The organism is Bordetella genomosp. 13 (assembly GCF_007679965.1).
Lineage (GTDB): Bacteria > Pseudomonadota > Gammaproteobacteria > Burkholderiales > Burkholderiaceae_B > Bordetella.
On record NZ_VEHL01000009.1, the window covers coordinates 1 to 19,312 of the forward strand.

The window sequence follows — 19,312 nt, forward strand, 5'->3', positions numbered from 1 at the left end:
TGAGCCCGGTTCAGTACCGAACTCAGGCCTTGAGCCTCTAGCTTCCTAAACTGTCCAACTTCTTGGGGTCAGTTCACACTCGACGGGCTTCTTGCCTTACTGGCGCTGTGGCCGCATCAGTGACGCGTTTCCACCTGCTGCAGCGGTGCGCTGGAGACCGGCGTCACGGGCTTGCGTTCGCGGCCCAGGCGCACGGGCGTCGCCGTGGCGGCGATGCGTTCCTGCGTTTGCGCGTGGCGAGCGGGATCGGTCTCGACCCAGCTCAGGCCAGCGGCGTTGACGATGTCGTGCAGGCCCTGCTTGCCGGCCGTACCCGAGGCCGGAGCGGCGGACGCCACGGCGATGGGGGCGGAGGCGGCCGGCTGCGGTGCGGTTGGCTGGGACGCCACGACCGGCTGCGGTGCGGCGACGGCCGGCGCGGCGGCGGCTGGCGCCTCGGACGTTTCAGTCGCGGAAGCAGCAGCGGGTTCGGTCACGGCGGGCACGGCGACAGGCGCCGGTTCCGCGGCCGGCGCGGGCGCTTCGGCCGCGGCGGTCGTCACGGCCGGTTCGGCCTGCACGGCCTGGGCGGACGAGACTTCGACGGCTGCCGGGACGCTGGTTTCCGAGGTCACGGGCGCGGCTGCCTGCGTCGATTCGGACGCCTCGACGACGGGCGACGCCACGGGCTCGGCAGGGATGGCAGGGGCCACGGGCTGCTGCGCAGCCACCGGCTCGGCCGTCACGGGCTGGCCTGCGCTGGCCTGGACGTCAGGCTGCTGGGCGGGCGGTTGAGCAGCGGCCACCTGGGCCGGCGCGTCCGCGGCGGTCTCGCTGGACAGCGGAGCAGCGGCAGGCGCCTCGGTGGCGATGTCGCGCAGCGCATCCTGTGCGTCCTGCGCCAGGCTGCCTGCCTCCTGGCCTTCGGCGTCCAGGCCGTCGGCGTCCTGGCCTTCGATGACGGCCGAGCCGTCCTCGTTGCCACGGCGGCCGCGGCGGCTGCGGCGGCGACGACGCTTGCGCTCGGGATCGGCGCCGGCGTCGGTGCCTTCCAGGCCGTCGGCGGTCAGGCCGTCGGCTTGCGCGTCGTCCAGCTCATCGGCGTCGACCGGCTTGCGGACCTCGGCCGGAGCGGCTTCGGCGGCGGGACGGTGGTCGGGCAGCGCCGAGGCCACGGTCTCGGCCAGCGCGGCGACCATGTTTTCCTGATCGCTCATCGCGCCTTGCGGAGCGCCGTCCTCGCGGCGGCCACGGCCGCGGCGGCCACGGCCACGGCGGCCGCCGGCACCGGCTTCGTCGCCTTCGGCCACGGGGGCCGGGGCGCGCTCGGGACGGGCGGTCGCGGCTGCCGGGGCGGCGACCGCGGCGTCGCGATCGCGCTCGCCGCGCTCGGGGCGCTGCGGACGGTCGGCGCGGTCTTCGGGGCGACGGCCGCCACGGCGGTTGCCGGCGCTCGCGTCGGCGTCGGCGGCATCGCTGCGGCCCTGGCCGTCGTTGCGGCGGCCGCGGTTGCGGTCGGAGCCATGGCGTTCGCCGCGGCGTTCCTGGCCGTCATGCGAGCGACGGCCGCGGCCCGAGCCGCCCGCATTGCGGCGGACGTCTTCCTGCGGCTCGGCCACGGGGGCCGGCGCGGCGGCCGGCGTGCTGGCGCCGCCGCCCAGCCAGCTGGCCAGGCGCTTGAACAGGCCGCCCAGGCCGCCGCCCGTGGCGGGCGCTGCCTGGGGAGCCGGTGCGGGAGCCGGAGCGGGCGCGGGCGTGGAGATCGGGGCGGGCTGCGAGGGCGTGATGCCCTTGACCAGCGCCTCGGGCTTGGCCTTGGCTTCCTGCTCGCGCGGGGACCAGACCACGTCGGTGGCGGGGGCCTCGGCAAGCTCGAAGCTGGTCTTGGGCTCTTCCAGGCGCGGATCGTCGTGGCGCAGGCGCTCGATGTGATGGTGGGGCGTTTCCAGGTGCTTGTTGGGGATCAGCACTAGGTTGACCTTCAGGCGGGCTTCCATCTTGGCGATGTCGCCGCGCTTCTCGTTCAGCAGGAAGGTGGCCACTTCGACCGGCACCTGGGCGTGCACCGCCGCGGTGTTTTCCTTCATGGCCTCTTCCTGCAGCAGGCGCAGGACGTGCAGGGCGCTGGATTCCGCATCGCGGATCACGCCGGTGCCGGTGCAGCGCGGGCAGGTGATGTGCGAACCCTCGTTCAGGGCCGGACGCAGGCGCTGGCGCGACAGTTCCATCAGGCCGAAGCGCGAGATCTTGCCCATCTGCACGCGGGCGCGGTCGAAATGCAGGGCATCGCGCAGGCGCTGCTCGACGGCGCGCTGGTTCTTGCCTTCTTCCATGTCGATGAAGTCGATCACGATCAGGCCGCCCAGGTCGCGCAGGCGCAACTGGCGGGCCACTTCGTCGGCGGCTTCCAGGTTGGTGCGCAGCGCGGTTTCCTCGATGTCGGCGCCGCGCGTGGAACGCGCGGAGTTGACGTCGACGGCCACCAGCGCCTCGGTGTGGTCGATGACCACGGCGCCGCCCGAGGGCAGCTGCACGGTGCGCGAGTAGGCGGTTTCGATCTGGTGTTCGATCTGGAAGCGCGAGAACAGCGGGATATCGTCGCGGTAGCGCTTGACGCGCTGCACGTTGTCCGGCATCACCACGCTCATGAAGGCGGTGGCCTGGTCGGCGATCTCGTCGGTATCGATCAGGATCTCGCCGATTTCAGGCGAGAAGTAGTCGCGGATGGCCCGGATGACCAGGCTGGACTCGAGGTAGATCAGGATGGGGGCGGCGTTGTCGCGGGCGGCGCCGTCGATGGCCGTCCACAGCTGCATCAGGTACGCCATGTCCCATTGCAGTTCTTCCACGCTGCGGCCGATGCCGGCGGTGCGCGCGATGATGCTCATGCCCTGGGGCACTTCGAGCTGTTCCATCGTGTCGCGCAGTTCCTGGCGGTCCTCGCCCTCGACGCGGCGCGATACGCCACCGCCACGGGGGTTGTTGGGCATCAGGACCAGGTAGCGGCCGGCCAGCGAGATGAAGGTGGTCAGGGCGGCGCCCTTGTTGCCACGTTCTTCCTTCTCGACCTGGACGATGAGTTCCTGGCCTTCCTTCAGGGCGTCCTGGATGCGCGCGGTGCGCACGTCGACGCCTTCCTTGAAGTAGCTGCGGGCCACTTCCTTGAACGGCAGGAAGCCGTGGCGCTCTTCGCCGTAATTGACGAAGCAGGCTTCCAGGCCGGGTTCGATGCGGGTGATGACGCCCTTGTAGATGTTGCCTTTGCGCTGTTCGCGGCCGGCGATTTCAATGTCGAGATCGATGAGTTTTTGCCCATCGACGATGGCAACGCGCAGTTCTTCCTGGTGCGTTGCGTTGAACAACATACGCTTCATGAGTGCGATTCTCCTAGGCATGACACGCCGATATCGGCGCGTGACCTCGGATCGCTCGGGCTGCGGACTGAAGCTTGCAAGAAGGCGGACCGTACCCGGGCTGTGGCCCGGGCGTATCCGCGGGGTCAGGCGGGCACGACGCGCCGGACGGCGCGGGGTTCTATCAGCAGGGGGGTCAGGTTCACTGAGCGTGGTTGACGGAAGAGTTGCTGGGAACGTCAGATGCGACGGGGCTTGTAGCCCCGCGCGCACCTGGTGCTTTATTAATATGACGATTCTTGCTGTGCTTCAGAGCCGCTTGCGGCTGCAGCGTTCATGCCAGGAAGGCGGGCATTGCGTGCCACACCACCATCCGACAACGGGCTGCGCCGCCGACCGAGAGACCCCGGAGCTGAACGAACGACGGCAGGCAGTACAAAGTACAATGATGGCCTGCGTGCTCGACGGAGACGCGCAACTAGTCTTATCTTGGTGCCATCCATCCACTTCATGTCCGCTTCGGTGGTTTCACACCTCGGTGGAACGGTAGTGAGTGGTGGTTTACTTCCCCGTTTTTCCGGCGATGGCCTGTTATTGATCGGCCACTGGCGGGTATAAATGGGGTACACCCCTAGTCACAGCATCTCTACGCCAAGCGGCTGGTTCAGCCCCTTCAGGCTGTCCCGATTATATGTCGCTTTCCGCAATGCGCAAAGAAACTTCCTCCGCCGCCTCCCAGCCGGCCGTACGCATGGTCGAGATAGCGGCCGAGCACGACGGCCAGCGTATCGACAATTTCCTGCTGCGGCTGTGCAAGGGGGTTCCCAAAAGCCACATCTACAAGGCCATCCGTGACGGCCAGGTGCGTGTCAACAAGGGACGTATCGGTGCTGACTATCGCGTGGCGATAGGCGACGTCGTGCGCGTGCCGCCGCTGCGCCTGCCCGATCCCGGCGCCCCGCGCCACGTGCCCGCGGCCGAATTCCCCGTGGTGTACGAGGATGACGCCATGCTGGTCATCGACAAGCCGGCCGGCGTGGCCGTGCACGGCGGCAGCGGCGTTTCGTTCGGCGTCATCGAGCAGCTGCGCGCGGCGCGTCCCGAGGCCCGCTTCCTCGAACTGGTGCATCGGCTGGACCGCGAGACGTCCGGCCTGCTGATGGTAGGCAAGAAGCGCAATGCCCTGCTGGCGTTGCACGCCATGCTGCGCGAGGGCGGCGCCCGCAAGCATTACTATGCCCTGGTGCAGGGAGACTGGGTCAACGACCGCCAGCACATCCGCCTGCCGCTGGCCAAGTGGACCACCGCCAGCGGCGAACGCCGCGTGAAGGTCGACCACCAGGATGGACAGACGGCTCACACCATCGTCACACTGCAGCAGCGCTACGGCGGTTACAGTCTGGTCGACGCCGAGTTGCGCACCGGCCGGACGCACCAGATCCGGGTGCACCTGGCGTCCAGCGGGTTTCCCATCGTGGGCGATGACAAATACGGGACGGATGAAGTGCGTGCCGAGTTCTCCCGCCGAGGGTTCGGCCGCATGTTCCTGCATGCGCACAGCCTGACCCTGCCGCATCCCCTCAGCGGAGAAACGCTGGAACTGAAAGCGCCGCTGCCCAAGGCATGCGTGCAGGTATTGCAGCAACTGGAGAAGGTGTGAGCGTGATCAAGCCCTACAAGCTGGTGGTGTTCGATTGGGACGGCACGCTGATGGACTCCACCCACAGCATCGTGGCGGCCATCCAGGGCGCATGCCGCGACCTCGACCTGCCGGTGCCTTCAGCCTCGGAGGCCAGCTGGGTCATCGGCCTGTCCCTGGAAAGCGCGTTGCGCCGCGCCGTGCCCGAGCTGACCCAGTCCATGGTGCCGCGCTTCCTCGAGCGCTACCGCACCCATTTCCTGCTGCGCGACCCGGAACTGCGCCTGTTCGACGGCGTCACCGAGCTGCTGGCCGCGCTGGCCGACAGGCAGGCCCTGCTGGCGGTGGCCACCGGCAAGAGCCGCGTGGGATTGGACCGCGCCCTGGCCGCGTCCGCCACGCGCAACGTGTTCGCCGCCACCCGCACCGCCGACGAGACCTTCAGCAAGCCGCATCCGGCCATGCTGCACGAGCTGATGGAAGAGCTGGACGTGGCGCCCGAGCACGTCGTCATGATCGGCGACACCTCGCACGACCTGCGCATGGCGGCCAATGCCGGCGTGCACGGGGTGGGCGTCACGTATGGCGCGCACGCGCTGGCCGAACTGGAAAGCTGCGCGCCCCAGGCGATCGTCGGCAACGTGGCGGAACTGGGGCAGTGGCTGCTGCCCCGCGTGGGCGCGGCGCAGGCCTGACGTCCGCGGGGGGAACGCGCCGGCGGCCGCGCTGTCTGATTCCGGCAGGCGTGCCCGTGCCCATCGGCAGCCCCCGGCCCGCATCCGGCCGGCGCGCCGGCGCGTATGTAGGGTCATGTCCGTGCCGGGAATAGATTCCGGCCCGCCTGCGTCTATCCTGTATCGGCGCCGCCGTGCGCCGCCTCGTTTTCCGGGAATCGCCATGCTGATACGCAAACCTGCCGATATCGTTCCGTCCGAGATCACCTCCGAAACCGTCTACCAGTCGCGCCGCCAGTGGATGGCGCGGGCCGGCGCCATGGCCGCCGCGGCCGGCCTGGGGGCGACCGGCCTGGCCCCGCGCGGCGCATGGGCGGCCGACGCGCCCGAGGGCGCGCCGCTGCCCGGCCGCGCCAATCCCGACTATGCGGTGATGGACAAGCAGACCTCATTCAAGGACATCACCACCTACAACAACTACTACGAGTTCGGGCTGGACAAGTCCGATCCGGCCGAATACGCGCACAAGCTGTCGACCCGGCCCTGGACCGTCACCGTCGAGGGCGCCGTGGCCAAGCCGCGCACCTTCGGCATCGACGACCTGCTCAAGCTCGCGCCCATGGAAGAGCGCGTCTACCGCCTGCGCTGCGTCGAGGCCTGGTCCATGGTGATCCCGTGGGTGGGTTATTCGCTGTCCAACCTGCTCAAGCAGGTCGAGCCCACCGGCAACGCCAAGTTCGTCGAGTTCGTCACGGTGGTCCAGCGCGACAACATGCCGGGCGTGCGCTCCGGCGTGCTGGACTGGCCCTACGTGGAGGGCCTGCGCCTGGACGAGGCCATGCATCCGTTGACCATGCTGGTATTCGGCCTGTACGGCCGCGTGCTGCCCAACCAGAACGGCGCGCCGCTGCGGCTTGCGGTGCCGTGGAAATACGGCTTCAAGTCGGCGAAGTCGCTGGTCGCCATCCGCCTGGTCGAGAAGCAGCCGACCAGTTCGTGGATGGACTCCGCGCCGCAGGAGTACGGCTTCTACGCCAACGTGAACCCCGACGTGTCGCATCCGCGCTGGAGCCAGGCTTCCGAGCGCCGCATCGGCGAGGGCGGCTTCTTCGCGCCCAAGCGCAAGACGGAGATGTTCAACGGCTACGGCAATCAGGTGGCGTCGCTGTATTCGGGACTGGATCTGCGTGCCAACTACTGAGCGCCCCTTGCGCGACGGCGCCGGGTCGCCCGCCGGCGCGACGAACGGCGCGGCATCCGCCGCCGCGGGTTTCGCCGCCAAGCGCACCGCTGCACCCGCCAAGCCGCGCACGCTGGACGCCCGCGCGGTGGGCCGCATCAAGCCGCTGCTGTTCGTGCTGGGGCTGCTGCCGTTCGCGCGCTGGTTCTGGCTGGGCTACACCGACGGCCTGACCGCCAATCCGCTGGAGTTCCTGACGCGCTCCTCGGGCACCTGGACGCTGGTGTGCCTGCTGGTTACGTTGGCCGTCACGCCGTTGCGGCGGCTGCTCAAGCAGCCCGCGCTGGTGCGCCTGCGCCGGATGTGCGGGCTGTTCGCCTTCTTCTACGGCTTCCTGCATTTCCTCGCCTGGGTATGGTGGGACCGCGGGCTGGATCCTGCCGCCATGCTGCGGGACGTGGTCGAGCGGCCTTTCATCACGGTGGGTTTCGCGGCCTTCGTGCTGATGACGGCGCTGGCCGCCACGTCCACGCAATGGGCCATGCGCAAGCTGGGCCGGCGCTGGCAGATGCTGCATCGGGCCGTCTACCTGATCGGCCTGCTGGCCATCCTGCACTACTGGTGGCACAAGGCCGGCAAGAACGATTTCGAACAGCCGCTGATCTACGGTGCGGTGCTGGCCGTGCTGCTGGGATGGCGCCTGGTGGCGCGGCTGCGGCGCGGGGCGGCGGGTTGAATCGCCGCCGGGGGCGTGGCATTCACGCCCGCGCCGCGCGGCCGGCCGTCCCGGCCCGGCGCCGACAGAGCCCCCGGGCACCGGAGCATCCGACCGGCCGTGCTGTTGTCTCTCGCTGCTACGGCATCGCCAGCATGATCGCGGCCGTCTCGGCATCCGGCGTGCCGTCGTGCACCGCCGGCCGGTAATGCATCTGGAAAGCCGCCAGCACGTTGCGCGTGGGACGGTCCAGCCTGCCGTCCTGCGGGCAGTCGTAGCCCAGGCGTTTCAGCTGCTGCTGGAACCACAGCACGTCGGGCAAGGGCTCGGCCTGCAGGCGCGCCAGGTGCGTCGCCGCGCCGGTCTCGTCGTACCAGCGGCCGATGCCGGCCTGCGCCAGTTCACGCCACGGAAACAGCGGGCCCGGATCCACCTTGCGCTGAGGCGCGACGTCGCTGTGCCCCACCACGTTCTGCGGCTCGATGCCGTGCCGCGCGATGACGTCCTGCAGCAGCGCGATCAGCGAACGGACCTGGGCCGGCGCGTAGGGCTGCCATTGCCGTCCGCCGGGGCCGTCGACGAAGCCGGCGTTGACGATCTCGATGCCGATGGACGTCGCGTTGATCGACGGCTGCCCATACCAGCCGCTGGGGCCGGCATGCCAGGCGTTGCGGTCCTCGGGCACCAGGCGATAGATGTGCGGCTTGCCGTCGTCGGTGATCAGGTAGTGCGAGCTGACTGCGCCCTGCGACAGCAGCTTCAGCGAATGGTCGCGCGTGGTCGAGGTGTAATGCAGCACGACGTGGCGCACGCGGCTGCCGTGGCTGACCGCCTGCACCGAGGTGTCGATGTCCAGGCCGGGCGGAGAAGGTGCCTTCGTGGCGCAGCCGGCCAGCAGCAGCATCGGCAGGCCGCGCAGCAGGCGGGCGATGGGGCGCGTCATGGGCTCGGCCTTCAACGCGCCAGGAACAGGAACAGCGTCGGCTTCCTGTCCAGGTCGGGCGCGGGCTGGCGCTGCCATTCGGCCACGGTGCGGGTGCGCACCCATTCCTCGCCGGTGGTCAGCGACTTCGCCACGCACACGCGCGTGTCGGGCCGCAGCGCGCCCAGCAGCGCCTTGAACATCGCGGCGTTGCGGTAGGGCGTCTCGATCAGCATCTGGGTCTGGTTCTGCTTGGCCGAATGCTGCTCCCAGGCCTTCAACTGGCGGGTGCGCTCGGCCGGATCCACGGGTGCGTAGCCATGGAAGGCGAAGCGCTGCCCGTCCAGCCCGCTGGCCATCAGGCCCAGCAGCAGCGACGACGGACCCACCCAGGGCCGCACGGCCAGGCCTTGCCGGTGCGCCTCGGCCACGACCTTGGCGCCGGGATCGGCCACCGCCGGGCAGCCGGCCTCGGACACCAGGCCGATGTCGCGGCCCTCGCGCAGCGGCTCCAGCCATTGCCTGATCTGTTCGGCCTTGGTGTCGGGCGACAGCGTGTGGATGGTGATTTCCTGCAGCGGCCGCGCGGTGCCCATCAGCTTGAGGAACGCGCGCGCCGTCTTGGCGTTCTCTGCGATGTAGAGGTCCAGCCGGCCGGCCAGCGCGCGCACCTCGGCCGGCAGCCAGCGCTCGGGTGGGGCATCGCCCAGTCCGACGGGGATGAGGTGCAGGGCAGGGGCGTCCTGGCGCGGCGGATCGCCGGCCTGCGTGCCCGAGGCGGCGGCGGATCGGCTTGCGCGATCGTCGGCGTGGGCGTCCTCGGGGTGGCCGACGCTCATGCGTTGTCTCCTGCCAACAACGGATCGATGCCGAATTCGCGCAGCATGTTCGTCAGGGCGATCAGGGGCAGGCCGATGATGGCGGTGGGATCGTCGCTCTCGATGGCCTGCATCAGCGCGATGCCCAGGCTTTCGGCCTTGGCGCTGCCCGCGGTATCGTACGGCTGCTCGGCGCGCAGGTAGGCCTCGATCGCGGCCCGCGACAGCGTGCGGAAGCGGCAGCGCGTGACTACGTCTTCGCGCAGCACGCGCGTGCCGTCGGTCAGCGCCAGCGCGCTGTGGAACTCCACGTCGCGGCCGGACAGGCCCTCCAGCTGCGCACGGGCGCGCTCGAAGCTGCCGGGCTTGCCGATGGGCGTGCCGTCCACGGTGGCCACCTGGTCGGAGCCGATCACCAGCGCGCCGGGGTGGCGTGCCGCCACCGCCTGGGCCTTTTCCACCGACAGGCGCAACGCCAGCTCGGTCGGCGTCTCGCCGGGACGCGGGGTTTCGTCGATGTCGGGAGAGATCGCCGTGAAGGGCAGGCGCAGGCGGGACAGCAATTCGCGCCGGTAGGGCGAGCTGGATGCCAGGATCAGACTGAAGTTGGGCATTCGGTGATAATTGACGTTGAGGCGTAAGCCACGGTATTATCTAACGTTTTGCGACGTTTTTGCGCCGGTTGGCTGATTCGCTTGGCGCTGGGTGCAGGCAGAGGCGGCAGGCAAAGGCGCGGTTCGCAGGGTTCGTGGTTTTGGGCAATCAGGTTTTGGGCAATCAGGATAGACAGGGAGGCAAGGAATGAAAGACGATTTCGATCCCCGCCGTGTCGATGCCTACGCCCTGGCAACCCAAGGCCGGGAGCTGCAGGGTAGCATTGCGCTGGTGCGCCTGTCGCGCCTGGTGGATGGCCTGCCCGAGCAGGCCTCGGGCGATGCGGGCCTGGCGCACTGGGAAGTGCGCGGCGCCATCGGCCGCGGCACTGGCAAGACCGGCGTCATCGCCGGGCAGCCGCTGCTGCACCTGCATGTGCATGCCGGCCTCGTGCTGGAATGCCAGCGCTGCGGCGCGCCGTTCACGCATCCGGTGGATGCCGAATGCACGCTGCAACTGGTCGAGTCCGAGGACGACCTGGACGACGAGTTGGGCGCCCCGCAAGAAGACGACGAGAATTTCGCCGAGGACTACCCCGACAAGGTGGTGGGTTCCCGGCATTTCGACCTGTTGGCCCAGGTCGAGGACGAGCTGATTTTGAACGTCCCGTACGTGCCCAGGCATGAAGTGTGCCCGGGCGCGCAGGCCGGAGCCGGCGACGCTTCGCAAGAGCCCGCCATCGAGCGCCCTTCACCGTTCGCGGTGCTCGAGCAGCTCAAGCGTAAACCGTAGCGTTAGATCAACATCGGGCCGCATCGCGTACAATGCGCCCCGTTTCTAGGAGTCATCATGGCTGTTCAACAAAACAAGAAGTCCCCGTCCAAGCGCGGCATGCACCGCTCGCACGATTTCCTGGTCAATCCCCCGACCGCCATCGAGCCGAACACGGGCGAGACGCACCTGCGTCACCACATCAGCCCCAACGGCTTCTACCGCGGCCGCAAGGTCCTGAAGACCAAGGCTGACGAATAAGCCTGGACGCGTCCGCCTCCGCCCCGTCGTCGAGTGCCGATCCCTCACCCGTGATACGCATCGCCATAGACTGCATGGGCGGCGACGCCGGCTTGCCCGTCACCATCCCGGCCGCGGTCGAATTCGCCCGGCAGTTTCCGGACACCCGGTTGCTGCTGGTGGGTTTGCCCGATGCCATCGAAGCCGCGCTGGCGCAGCAGCGCAACGCGCCGCGCGACCGCCTGGAAATCGTGCCCGCGTCCGAGGTCGTCGAAATGGACGATTCGGTCGAGGTCGCCTTGCGCCGCAAGCGCGACTCGTCCATGCGCCTGGCCGCCCAGGCGGTCAAGGACGGACAGGCCGATGCCTGCATTTCCGCGGGCAACACCGGCGCCTGGATGGCGATCTCGCGCTACGTGCTGAAGACGCTGGACGGCATCGACCGCCCGGCGATCGCCACGTCGATCCCCAACCAGACCGGCCGCGCCACCACGATGCTGGACCTGGGCGCCAACGTCGACTGTACCGCCGAGCACCTGCTGCAGTTCGCCATCATGGGGTCCGCCCTGGTGCAGGCGCTGGACCACCGTGAGAATCCCTCGGTGGGCCTGCTGAACATCGGCGAAGAGGTCATCAAGGGCAACGAGGTCGTCAAGGAGGCGGCCGAACTGCTGCGCGCCAGTCCGTTGAACTTCCACGGCAACGTCGAAGGCAACGACATCTTCAAGGGCGGCGTCGACGTCGTGGTCTGCGACGGCTTCGTCGGCAACGCGGTGCTCAAGTCGGTGGAGGGCCTCGCGAAGATGCTCTCAAGCGTCATCCGCGAAGAATTCAAGCGCAACGTCATCACGCTGCTGGCCGGCGTCTTCGCCACGCCGGTGCTCAACCGGCTGCGCCAGCGCGTGGACAACCGGCGCTACAACGGCGCGGCGCTGCTGGGCCTGCGCGGCGTCGTCATCAAGAGCCATGGTTCCGCGGACGTCTATGCATACGGGTTCGCCCTGCAGCGCGCCCGCGAGGCCGTGGCGAGTAAACTGCTGGAACGCACGGCGCGCGCCGTGGCTCAGATAACCATGCGCGTTCAATCGGGCGAGGGTGCGTCCGGCGCGGCAGGGGGCACCGCCTGATGAGTATTCCCATGACGTATTCCACTATCGCGGGTTCGGGCGGCTACCTGCCCGAACGCGTGGTGTCCAACGACGAACTGGCGGCCGAGCTGGCCACGCGCGACATCTCCACGTCCGACCAGTGGATCGTCGAGCGCACCGGCATCCGCCAGCGCCACCTGGCCGAACGCGGCGTCACCACCAGCGTGCTGGCCACCGAGGCCGCGCGCCTGGCGCTGCAGGACGCAGGCGTCGACGCCTCCGAGGTCGACCTGATCATCGTCGCCACCTCCACGCCCGACTTCGTCTTCCCCAGCACCGCCTGCCTGGTGCAGGCCAACCTGGGCGCCGCCGGCTCCGCCGCGTTCGACGTCCAGGCGGTGTGCAGCGGCTTCGTCTACGCCCTCGCCACGGCCGACAGCTTCATCCGCGCCGGCCGCGCGCGCTGCGCGGTGGTGATCGGCGCGGAAGTCTTCTCGCGCATCCTCGACTGGAACGACCGCGCCACCTGCGTGCTGTTCGGCGACGGCGCCGGCGCCGTGGTGCTGAAGGCCTCGGCCGAGCCCGGCATCCTGTCCGCGCAGCTGCACGCCGACGGCAGCCTCACCAAGATCCTGTGCGCCGCGGGCAACGTGGCCTACGGCGACGTCACCGGCGATCCCTTCCTGCGCATGGACGGCCAGGCCGTCTTCAAGCAGGCCGTCACGGTGCTCGACCGTTCGGCGCGCGCCGTCTGCGCCGAGGCCGGCGTCGACGTGCAGGACGTCGACTGGCTGGTGCCGCACCAGGCCAACGTGCGCATCCTCAATTTCCTGGCGCGCAAGCTCGACATGCCCGTCGACAAGGTGGTCGTCACCGTCGACCGCCATGCCAACACCTCCGCCGCCAGCGTGCCGCTGGCGCTGGATGCCGCGCGCCGCGACGGCCGCGTCCAACCCGGTCAGCTGGTGCTGATGCAGGGTGTGGGCGGCGGCTTCACCTGGGGATCGGTGCTGGCGCGCATGTAGCGCGCCAGCCGTGTCGTGACGGCCCCGCGCGGACCGCACAGCCCCATCAGTACCAGAACGCAATCGTTTAGATCTCTATGAAAATCGCGTTTGTATTCCCCGGACAAGGTTCTCAATCGGTCGGCATGCTCGATGCCTGGGCCGGCAACGCGGCGGTGGCCGACGTGCTCGCCCGCGCCGGCGCCGCGCTGGACCAGGACCTGGCCACGCTGATCGGGCAGGGCCCGGCCGAACAGCTCAACCTCACCACCAACACCCAGCCCGCCATGCTGACGGCCGGCGTGGCCTGCTTCGAGGCATGGCGCGCCGCCGGCGGCCGCATGCCCGACATCGTGGCCGGCCATAGCCTGGGCGAGTACGCCGCGCTGACCGCCGCCGGCGCGCTGTCGCTGGAAGACGCCGTGCGCTTGGTGCGCATCCGCGCCGACGCCATGCAGACCGCCGTGCCCGTGGGCGCCGGCGCCATGGCCGCCATCCTGGGTCTGGACGACGACGCCGTACGCGCCGCCTGCGCCCAGTCTGCGCAGGGCGAGGTCGTCGAGGCCGTCAATTTCAATGCGCCCGCTCAGGTCGTCATCGCCGGCCACAAGGCCGCCGTCGAGCGCGCCTGCGAAGCCGCCAAGGCCGCGGGGGCTAAGCGCGCGCTGCTGCTGCAGGTGTCCGCGCCGTTCCATTCCAGCCTGCTCAAGCCTGCCGCCGACGTGCTGGCCGGTGCGCTGGCGAAGGTGGACCTGCGAGCGCCCGCCGTGCCCGTGCTGAACAACGTCGACGTGGCGCTGCCCACCGAACCCGACGCCATCCGCGATGCACTGGTGCGCCAGGCCTGGAATCCGGTACGCTGGGTGGAGACGCTGCAGGCCATGAAGCAGCAGGGCGTCACGCACGTCATCGAATGCGGTCCCGGCAAGGTGCTGGCGGGCCTGACCAAGCGTATCGATTCCGACCTGGTCGGCATGTCGATCACCGACCCCGCCTCCCTCGAAGCCGCGCTGGCGGCCGTCAACAGAAACTGAAATGACCTCGACCGAACTGCAAGGCAAGATCGCGCTGGTGACCGGCGCCACCCGCGGCATCGGCCGCGCCATCGCGCAGGAACTGGCCGCGCGTGGCGCCACCGTGGTGGGCACGGCGACGTCCGAGTCCGGCGCGCAAGCCATCACCGAGGCGCTGGCCCCGCAAGGCGGCCGCGGCGTGGTGCTCGACGTCACCGACGCACAGGCCTGCGAAGCCCTGATCGACGCGCTTGGCAAGGAAGGCGGCGGTCCGCACATCCTGGTCAACAACGCAGGCATCACGCGCGACACGCTGGCCATGCGCATGAAGGACGACGACTGGTCGGCCGTCATCGACACCAACCTGGCCGCCGTGTTCCGCCTGTCGCGCGCGGTGCTGCGCGGCATGATGAAGGCCCGGTCGGGCCGCATCATCAACGTCACGTCGGTGGTCGGCGCCAGCGGCAACGCAGGCCAGGCCAACTACGCGGCGGCCAAGGCCGGCGTGGCCGGCATGGCGCGCGCCCTGGCGCGCGAGCTGGGCAGCCGCAACATCACCGTGAATTGCGTGGCGCCCGGTTTCATCGACACCGACATGACGCGCGGCCTGGGCGAGAACCAGACGGCCGCGCTGCTGCAGCAGATTCCCCTGGGCCGCCTGGGCGAGCCCGAAGACATCGCGCATGCGGTCGCCTTCCTGGCCAGTCCGCAAGCGGGTTACATTACCGGTACGACCCTGCACGTTAACGGCGGGATGTACATGCAATAACGCACGAACGCGCGTGTAGCCAACTGGTTCGCGCGCGTTTCCTTGAGGCGCCGCGCGCGAAGCCGTGTCAGCATCACGGTCTGCAGTCGAAAATGCGCGCGGTTTTTGTCACGGCCAACGCTTGCATTGCCCAACGCTTGGCTATAATTCGCGGGATTTTTCCCATTTGGAGATCTGCATGGAAAGCATCGAACAGCGCGTCAAGAAGATCGTCGCTGAACAACTTGGCGTGAACGAAGCCGAGATCAAGAACGAGTCCTCCTTCCTTGACGACCTCGGTGCCGATTCGCTCGACATGGTCGAACTGGTCATGGCGCTCGAAGACGAATTCGAGACCGAGATCCCCGACGAAGAGGCCGAAAAGATCACGACCGTGCAACAGGCGATTGACTACATCAACTCGCACGGCAAGCAGTAAGCCCGCTAGGCCTTCGGGGCTTGCATCTATTTCTTCCCGCGCGTTGGGCCTTGCCCTGGCGCCGCAGGGAATCGGGGCGGTTTCAGGAGTCGCCACGCGGCGCGGTCGCGCAGAAGCCTCGACGCTTTTGTGCAACGCCGTCCGCGTGCGCGACGCATCCCGAAAACCGCCTTTGTTTTGTCTGTAAAGGAGTCATCCGTGAAGCGACGAGTCGTCATCACCGGTCTCGGTATCATCAGCCCCGTGGGCAATGACCTCACCTCGGCCTGGGACAATATCGTCAACGGACGTTCGGGCATCACCCGCATCACGCGCTTCGATCCCTCCTCGCTGACCACGCACATCGCGGGAGAGGTCAAGGGCTTCGACGTCACGCAGTACATGTCCGCCAAAGAAGCGCGGCAGATGGATACCTTCATCCATTACGGCGTGGCCGCCGGCATGCAGGCATGGCGCGACAGCGGCCTCGAGGTCACCGAAGAGAACGCCGAGCGCATCGGCGTCATCGTCGGTTCGGGCATCGGAGGCCTGCCGCGCATCGAGGAAACGCAGACCGAGCTGCTGGCCAAGGGCCCGCGCCGCATCTCGCCGTTCTTCGTGCCCGCGTCCCTGATCAACCTCATCTCCGGCCAGATCAGCATCGCCTATGGCATGAAGGGTCCGAGCTACGCCGTCGTGTCCGCCTGCACCACCGGACTGCACAGCATCGGCGACGCCGCGCGCCTGATCGAGTACGGCGACGCCGACGTCATGCTGGCGGGCGGCGCCGAGTCCACGGTCTCGCCGCTGGGCATCGGCGGTTTCGCCGCCATGCGCGCGCTGTCCACGCGCAACGACGATCCGGCCACTGCATCGCGTCCCTGGGACGTCGACCGCGACGGCTTCGTGCTGGGCGAGGGCGCGGGCGTGCTGGTGCTCGAAGAGTACGAACACGCCAAGCGCCGCGGCGCGCGCATCTACGGCGAATTCGTCGGCTACGGCATGAGCTCCGACGCGCACCACATCACGGCGCCGGACCAGGACGGTCCGCGCCGCGGCGTGGTGAACGCGCTGCGCAACGGCGGCCTGAATCCCGACGACGTCGACTACGTCAACGCGCACGGCACGTCCACGCCGCTGGGCGACAAGAACGAGTCCGAGGCGCTGAAGGCGGCGTTCGGCGACCATGCCCGCAAGCTGGTGGTCAACTCGACCAAGTCGATGACCGGCCACCTGCTGGGCGCGGCCGGCGGCATCGAGGCCGTGTTCACCACGCTGGCGGTCTACAACCAGATCTCGCCTCCCACGATCAACATCTTCAATCAGGATCCCGAGTGCGATCTGGATTACTGCGCCAACGAGGCGCGGCAGATGAAGATCGACGTGGCGTTGTCCAACTCGTTCGGCTTCGGCGGCACCAACGGCTCCATGGCCGTGCGTCGTATCTGAGTTGATCGATAGCGCCCAGTCCTCGTCCTGGCAGCTGCGCCTGCCGGTAGCGTCCGCATCTCCCACGGCGATGCTGCGCGCCGCCGGCGCGGCGGGCGCGGCCGGCTGCGCCGCCTGGTCGGCGCACCTGCTGGGCGCGTCTGGCGGCTGGGCCGCCGCCGCGGCCGCGGGTGCACTGCTGGCGGCCGGGAAACTGGCGCGCCGCCGCCCGGGCGTGCGGGTAGGGGGGCTGCGTGCCTCGCCCGACCCCGCCGCCTGGAGCCTGCTGCTGGATGCAGGCTGGCAGGGTGCCCGCCTGGTCGAATGCCGCAGGGGCGCTTTCTGGCTGTCGTTGTCGCTTCGCCCGGACGACGCCCGCGCGTGGCCGGGCCACCTTGCCGTCACGGTCTGGCAGCCGGCCCTGCTGCCCTCGGCCTGGCGCCGTCTTTGCATCGTCGCCGGCCGGGCCACGGCCGCGCGGGCGCGCGTGGGATCCGCATGAGCGAACGCGACGTCGACGCCGAGCTTGTTGCACGCGTACAACGCGGCGACAAGAAAGCCTTCGATCTGCTGGTACTGAAGTATCAACGCAAGATCCTGCGTCTTCTTGCCCGCATGATCCGCGATCCCGCAGAGATCGAGGACGTGGCGCAAGAGGCCTTCATCAAGGCCTATCGCGCCTTGCCGCAGTTCCGCGGCGAGAGCGCCTTCTATACCTGGCTCTACCGCATCGCCATCAACACGGCCCGCAACTGGCTGGCCTCGTCCGGCCGGCGTCCCAGCGCGCCCAATGCGATTGAAACCGAAGATGGTGAAACTTTTAATGAAACCGATAACCTAACCGACATAAGCACGCCGGAGTCCGTCCTGGCCAGCCGCGAGATCGCCGAAACGGTCAACGCGGCCATCCAGGAGCTGCCCGAAGAGTTGCGGACAGCCATCGTCCTGCGTGAAATCGAAGGTATGAGTTACGAAGACATCGCCCAAAGCATGGCCTGCCCGATCGGTACGGTGCGCTCCCGCATTTTTCGTGCGCGCGAAGCCATCTCCAATCGGTTACGACCCTTGCTGGACACCGATGCCGAGCGTCGTTGGTAAGGAGTGGCAGTCATGCAGACCGCAGCCCAGTTCGTCGAGTCCCCCGAATCCCTCCAGGATGATGCCCTGGATGCCGCCATTTCCGCCTGGCTGGATGGCGAGGAGGGCGACGATTTTCCGTCCCACCTGGCCACCCCGCAGGGCCGGCGCACCTGGGATACCTATCACCTGATCGGCGACGCGCTGCGCAGCACCGAGCTGTCCGTGCAGCCCAGCGCCGATTTCCATGCCCGCCTGTCGCGCGCGCTCGAGGCCGAGATGCCCATCGTGGCCGCGCCGCGGCGCCGCACGCCGATCCGCCTGGGCCTGTCCGGGCTTGCGGTGGCCGCCGCCGTGGCCACCGTGGCCTGGGTATCGCAGCCGTACCTCGGCGGCGTGTCCAAGCCCGCCGACAGCGCGGTGCTGGCCGATGCCGGCGCCACGGGCAATTTCGAGGACGCGGGCCTGCGCGACTACCTCGAGGCGCACCGCCAGATGGCGGGCCCCAGCGCCGTGCGCCAGGTGTCGTTCGACCCCGGGATGGGCCGTTGATGACGGTTTGGCAGTCAGTGTCCCGGACGGCACGCGCCCGCGCTCCCTGGCCTGCCCGGTGGCCGTCGCGCCAGGCGGCGGGGCTGGCCCTGGCCATGTTCACGGGCCTGATGGCCTTGCATATCGAGGCGCGCGCCGAACAGGCCGCTTCGCGCGACCCGGCATCTCGTGACCCCGTCCAGCTGCTGTCCGACATCCAGCAGGCCGCCCGCAAGCAGGATTACGCCGGGGTGTTCATCTACCAGCAGGGCGAGACCATGCAGTCCTCGCGCGTGGTGCACCTGATCGACGGCACCGGCGAGCGCGAACGGCTGGAGATCCTCGACGGCCAGCCGCGCGAGTACCTGCGCCACAACGACGACGTGCAGTGCCTGCTGCCCGAAAGCAAGACCGTGCTGGTCGAGCCGCGCCGCGGCGACCGTTTCCCGGGCCTGTTGCTGGGCAATCCCGCCGATCTGGCCCAGCACTACGAGATCCACGCCAGCGACAAGCTGCATCGCGTGGCGGACCGGCAGTGCCGCATCATCACCATTTCGCCGCGCGACGAACTGCGCTACGGCTACCGCCTGTGCGCCGACGTCAACACCAACCTGCTGCTGAAGGCGCAGACACTGGACGCGTCGCGCAAGATCGTCGAGCAGGTCGCGTTCACCTCGCTGCGCCTGGGCGGCGACGTCGATCCCTCGTGGCTGAACTCGCGCTGGAACACCCGCGACTGGAAGATCATCGAGGCCTCGATGAAGCCGGTGGACCTGTCCAGGCAGGGCTGGCGCATTCCGTCTCCCGAAGGCTTCACCATCGTCATGCAGGTGGCCCGCGCCATGGGCCAGGCCAACGTCAGCCAGCTGGTGCTGTCCGACGGGCTGGCCGCCATCTCGGTGTTCATCGAGCCCTACGACAGCCAGCGCCACAGCCACTCGCCCTCGGGCCTGGCCCGGCGCGGCGCCATCAACATCTATGGCACGCGCGTGGCCGATTTCTGGCTGACCGCGCTGGGCGAGGTGCCGGTCGCCACGCTCGAGCGCCTGGCCAGTTCCATCGAATACGTCCCCGAAGCCGCCGCCGCCGCGCCGCAGCAAAACCAGTAAAGTACAGCTTC

20 protein-coding genes are annotated in these 19,312 nt (G+C 68.9%); 16 read left to right on the forward strand and 4 right to left on the reverse strand.

Annotation, left to right across the window (positions count from 1 at the left end; all coding sequences use genetic code 11):
• Positions 1-116 precede the first annotated feature (116 nt).
• Positions 117-3,353, reverse strand: a complete 3,237-nt coding sequence (locus tag FS845_RS20130; protein ID WP_144638681.1) for an Rne/Rng family ribonuclease — start codon at positions 3,351-3,353, stop codon at positions 117-119.
• Positions 3,354-4,023: 670 nt separating this feature from the next.
• On the opposite strand from FS845_RS20130, the gene FS845_RS20135 reads away from it, so the two are divergent.
• From FS845_RS20135 to msrQ, 4 genes are all read left to right on the forward strand, one after another.
• Complete coding sequence (locus FS845_RS20135; RefSeq protein WP_144638683.1) at positions 4,024-4,992, forward strand: RluA family pseudouridine synthase; 969 nt, start codon at positions 4,024-4,026, stop codon at positions 4,990-4,992.
• 5 nt (positions 4,993-4,997) lie between these two features.
• The gene (locus tag FS845_RS20140; protein ID WP_260986388.1) at positions 4,998-5,666 is read left to right on the forward strand and encodes an HAD-IA family hydrolase; all 669 of its coding nucleotides are present in this window, start codon (positions 4,998-5,000) and stop codon (positions 5,664-5,666) included.
• Between the two features lie 202 nt (positions 5,667-5,868).
• A complete protein-coding gene (gene msrP / locus FS845_RS20145; RefSeq protein ID WP_144638687.1) occupies positions 5,869-6,846 on the forward strand; it encodes a protein-methionine-sulfoxide reductase catalytic subunit MsrP in 978 nt (325 codons plus the stop codon).
• Positions 6,847-6,958: 112 nt separating this feature from the next.
• The gene (gene msrQ / locus FS845_RS20150; RefSeq protein ID WP_409929323.1) at positions 6,959-7,561 is read left to right on the forward strand and encodes a protein-methionine-sulfoxide reductase heme-binding subunit MsrQ; all 603 of its coding nucleotides are present in this window, start codon (positions 6,959-6,961) and stop codon (positions 7,559-7,561) included.
• A 118-nt stretch (positions 7,562-7,679) separates the two neighbouring features.
• Here the strand turns inward: msrQ and FS845_RS20155 are convergent, their stop codons facing one another.
• Genes FS845_RS20155 through FS845_RS20165 form a run of 3 tightly spaced genes read right to left on the reverse strand, consistent with a single transcriptional unit; the run spans position 7,680 to position 9,894 of the window.
• A complete protein-coding gene (locus FS845_RS20155; RefSeq protein WP_260986371.1) occupies positions 7,680-8,483 on the reverse strand; it encodes an N-acetylmuramoyl-L-alanine amidase in 804 nt (267 codons plus the stop codon).
• Between the two features lie 11 nt (positions 8,484-8,494).
• Positions 8,495-9,301, reverse strand: a complete 807-nt coding sequence (locus FS845_RS20160; RefSeq protein WP_144638690.1) for an SAM-dependent methyltransferase — start codon at positions 9,299-9,301, stop codon at positions 8,495-8,497.
• Positions 9,298-9,894 carry a Maf family nucleotide pyrophosphatase gene (locus FS845_RS20165; RefSeq protein ID WP_144638691.1) on the reverse strand — a complete coding sequence of 199 codons (597 nt, stop codon included), beginning with the start codon at positions 9,892-9,894 and terminating at the stop codon, positions 9,298-9,300. The genes FS845_RS20160 and FS845_RS20165 overlap by 4 nt, the downstream gene beginning before the upstream one ends.
• Before the next feature lie 187 nt (positions 9,895-10,081).
• Here FS845_RS20165 and FS845_RS20170 point away from each other — a divergent pair, with 187 nt between their 5' ends.
• From FS845_RS20170 to FS845_RS20225, 12 genes are all read left to right on the forward strand, one after another.
• Positions 10,082-10,666, forward strand: coding sequence for a YceD family protein (locus FS845_RS20170; protein WP_144638692.1), 585 nt, complete (start codon positions 10,082-10,084; stop codon positions 10,664-10,666).
• Positions 10,667-10,723: 57 nt separating this feature from the next.
• Positions 10,724-10,906, forward strand: a complete 183-nt coding sequence (gene rpmF / locus FS845_RS20175) for a 50S ribosomal protein L32 (RefSeq protein WP_025517921.1) — start codon at positions 10,724-10,726, stop codon at positions 10,904-10,906.
• 50 nt (positions 10,907-10,956) lie between these two features.
• The gene (gene plsX, locus FS845_RS20180) at positions 10,957-12,012 is read left to right on the forward strand and encodes a phosphate acyltransferase PlsX (RefSeq protein ID WP_144638693.1); all 1,056 of its coding nucleotides are present in this window, start codon (positions 10,957-10,959) and stop codon (positions 12,010-12,012) included.
• Entirely contained in the window at positions 12,012-12,998 is a 987-nt protein-coding gene (locus FS845_RS20185) for a beta-ketoacyl-ACP synthase III (RefSeq protein WP_409929315.1), read from the forward strand. The genes plsX and FS845_RS20185 overlap by 1 nt, the downstream gene beginning before the upstream one ends.
• Before the next feature lie 77 nt (positions 12,999-13,075).
• On the forward strand, positions 13,076-14,011 hold the full coding sequence (fabD, locus tag FS845_RS20190; RefSeq protein WP_144638695.1) for an ACP S-malonyltransferase: 936 nt from the start codon (positions 13,076-13,078) through the stop codon (positions 14,009-14,011).
• Between the two features lies 1 nt (position 14,012).
• Entirely contained in the window at positions 14,013-14,759 is a 747-nt protein-coding gene (gene fabG / locus FS845_RS20195; RefSeq protein ID WP_144638696.1) for a 3-oxoacyl-ACP reductase FabG, read from the forward strand.
• Between the two features lie 178 nt (positions 14,760-14,937).
• Entirely contained in the window at positions 14,938-15,177 is a 240-nt protein-coding gene (gene acpP, locus FS845_RS20200) for an acyl carrier protein (protein ID WP_003813816.1), read from the forward strand.
• Between the two features lie 198 nt (positions 15,178-15,375).
• A complete protein-coding gene (fabF, locus tag FS845_RS20205) occupies positions 15,376-16,605 on the forward strand; it encodes a beta-ketoacyl-ACP synthase II (protein WP_144638697.1) in 1,230 nt (409 codons plus the stop codon).
• 1 nt (position 16,606) lies between these two features.
• Entirely contained in the window at positions 16,607-17,086 is a 480-nt protein-coding gene (locus FS845_RS20210) for a hypothetical protein (protein ID WP_144638698.1), read from the forward strand.
• On the forward strand, positions 17,083-17,682 hold the full coding sequence (gene rpoE, locus FS845_RS20215; protein ID WP_144638699.1) for an RNA polymerase sigma factor RpoE: 600 nt from the start codon (positions 17,083-17,085) through the stop codon (positions 17,680-17,682). Before FS845_RS20210 ends, rpoE begins: the two co-directional genes overlap by 4 nt.
• Positions 17,683-17,694: 12 nt before the next feature.
• Complete coding sequence (locus FS845_RS20220) at positions 17,695-18,213, forward strand: sigma-E factor negative regulatory protein (RefSeq protein ID WP_144638700.1); 519 nt, start codon at positions 17,695-17,697, stop codon at positions 18,211-18,213.
• Positions 18,214-18,308: 95 nt separating this feature from the next.
• On the forward strand, positions 18,309-19,301 hold the full coding sequence (locus FS845_RS20225) for a MucB/RseB C-terminal domain-containing protein (RefSeq protein ID WP_260986372.1): 993 nt from the start codon (positions 18,309-18,311) through the stop codon (positions 19,299-19,301).
• Positions 19,302-19,312: the final 11 nt, after the last annotated feature.

What these genes read in the sequence shown, in the direction of transcription:
- FS845_RS20130 (WP_144638681.1), bottom strand. Translation starts at nt 3,353, where the DNA reads ATGAAGCGTATGTTGTTCAACGCAACGCACCAGGAAGAACTGCGCGTT.
- FS845_RS20135 (WP_144638683.1), top strand. Translation starts at nt 4,024, where the DNA reads ATGTCGCTTTCCGCAATGCGCAAAGAAACTTCCTCCGCCGCCTCCCAG.
- msrP (WP_144638687.1), top strand. Translation starts at nt 5,869, where the DNA reads ATGCTGATACGCAAACCTGCCGATATCGTTCCGTCCGAGATCACCTCC.
- FS845_RS20155 (WP_260986371.1), bottom strand. Translation starts at nt 8,483, where the DNA reads ATGACGCGCCCCATCGCCCGCCTGCTGCGCGGCCTGCCGATGCTGCTG.
- FS845_RS20160 (WP_144638690.1), bottom strand. Translation starts at nt 9,301, where the DNA reads ATGAGCGTCGGCCACCCCGAGGACGCCCACGCCGACGATCGCGCAAGC.
- FS845_RS20165 (WP_144638691.1), bottom strand. Translation starts at nt 9,894, where the DNA reads ATGCCCAACTTCAGTCTGATCCTGGCATCCAGCTCGCCCTACCGGCGC.
- FS845_RS20170 (WP_144638692.1), top strand. Translation starts at nt 10,082, where the DNA reads ATGAAAGACGATTTCGATCCCCGCCGTGTCGATGCCTACGCCCTGGCA.
- rpmF (WP_025517921.1), top strand. Translation starts at nt 10,724, where the DNA reads ATGGCTGTTCAACAAAACAAGAAGTCCCCGTCCAAGCGCGGCATGCAC.
- FS845_RS20185 (WP_409929315.1), top strand. Translation starts at nt 12,012, where the DNA reads ATGAGTATTCCCATGACGTATTCCACTATCGCGGGTTCGGGCGGCTAC.
- fabD (WP_144638695.1), top strand. Translation starts at nt 13,076, where the DNA reads ATGAAAATCGCGTTTGTATTCCCCGGACAAGGTTCTCAATCGGTCGGC.
- fabG (WP_144638696.1), top strand. Translation starts at nt 14,013, where the DNA reads ATGACCTCGACCGAACTGCAAGGCAAGATCGCGCTGGTGACCGGCGCC.
- acpP (WP_003813816.1), top strand. Translation starts at nt 14,938, where the DNA reads ATGGAAAGCATCGAACAGCGCGTCAAGAAGATCGTCGCTGAACAACTT.
- rpoE (WP_144638699.1), top strand. Translation starts at nt 17,083, where the DNA reads ATGAGCGAACGCGACGTCGACGCCGAGCTTGTTGCACGCGTACAACGC.
- FS845_RS20220 (WP_144638700.1), top strand. Translation starts at nt 17,695, where the DNA reads ATGCAGACCGCAGCCCAGTTCGTCGAGTCCCCCGAATCCCTCCAGGAT.
- FS845_RS20225 (WP_260986372.1), top strand. Translation starts at nt 18,309, where the DNA reads ATGTTCACGGGCCTGATGGCCTTGCATATCGAGGCGCGCGCCGAACAG.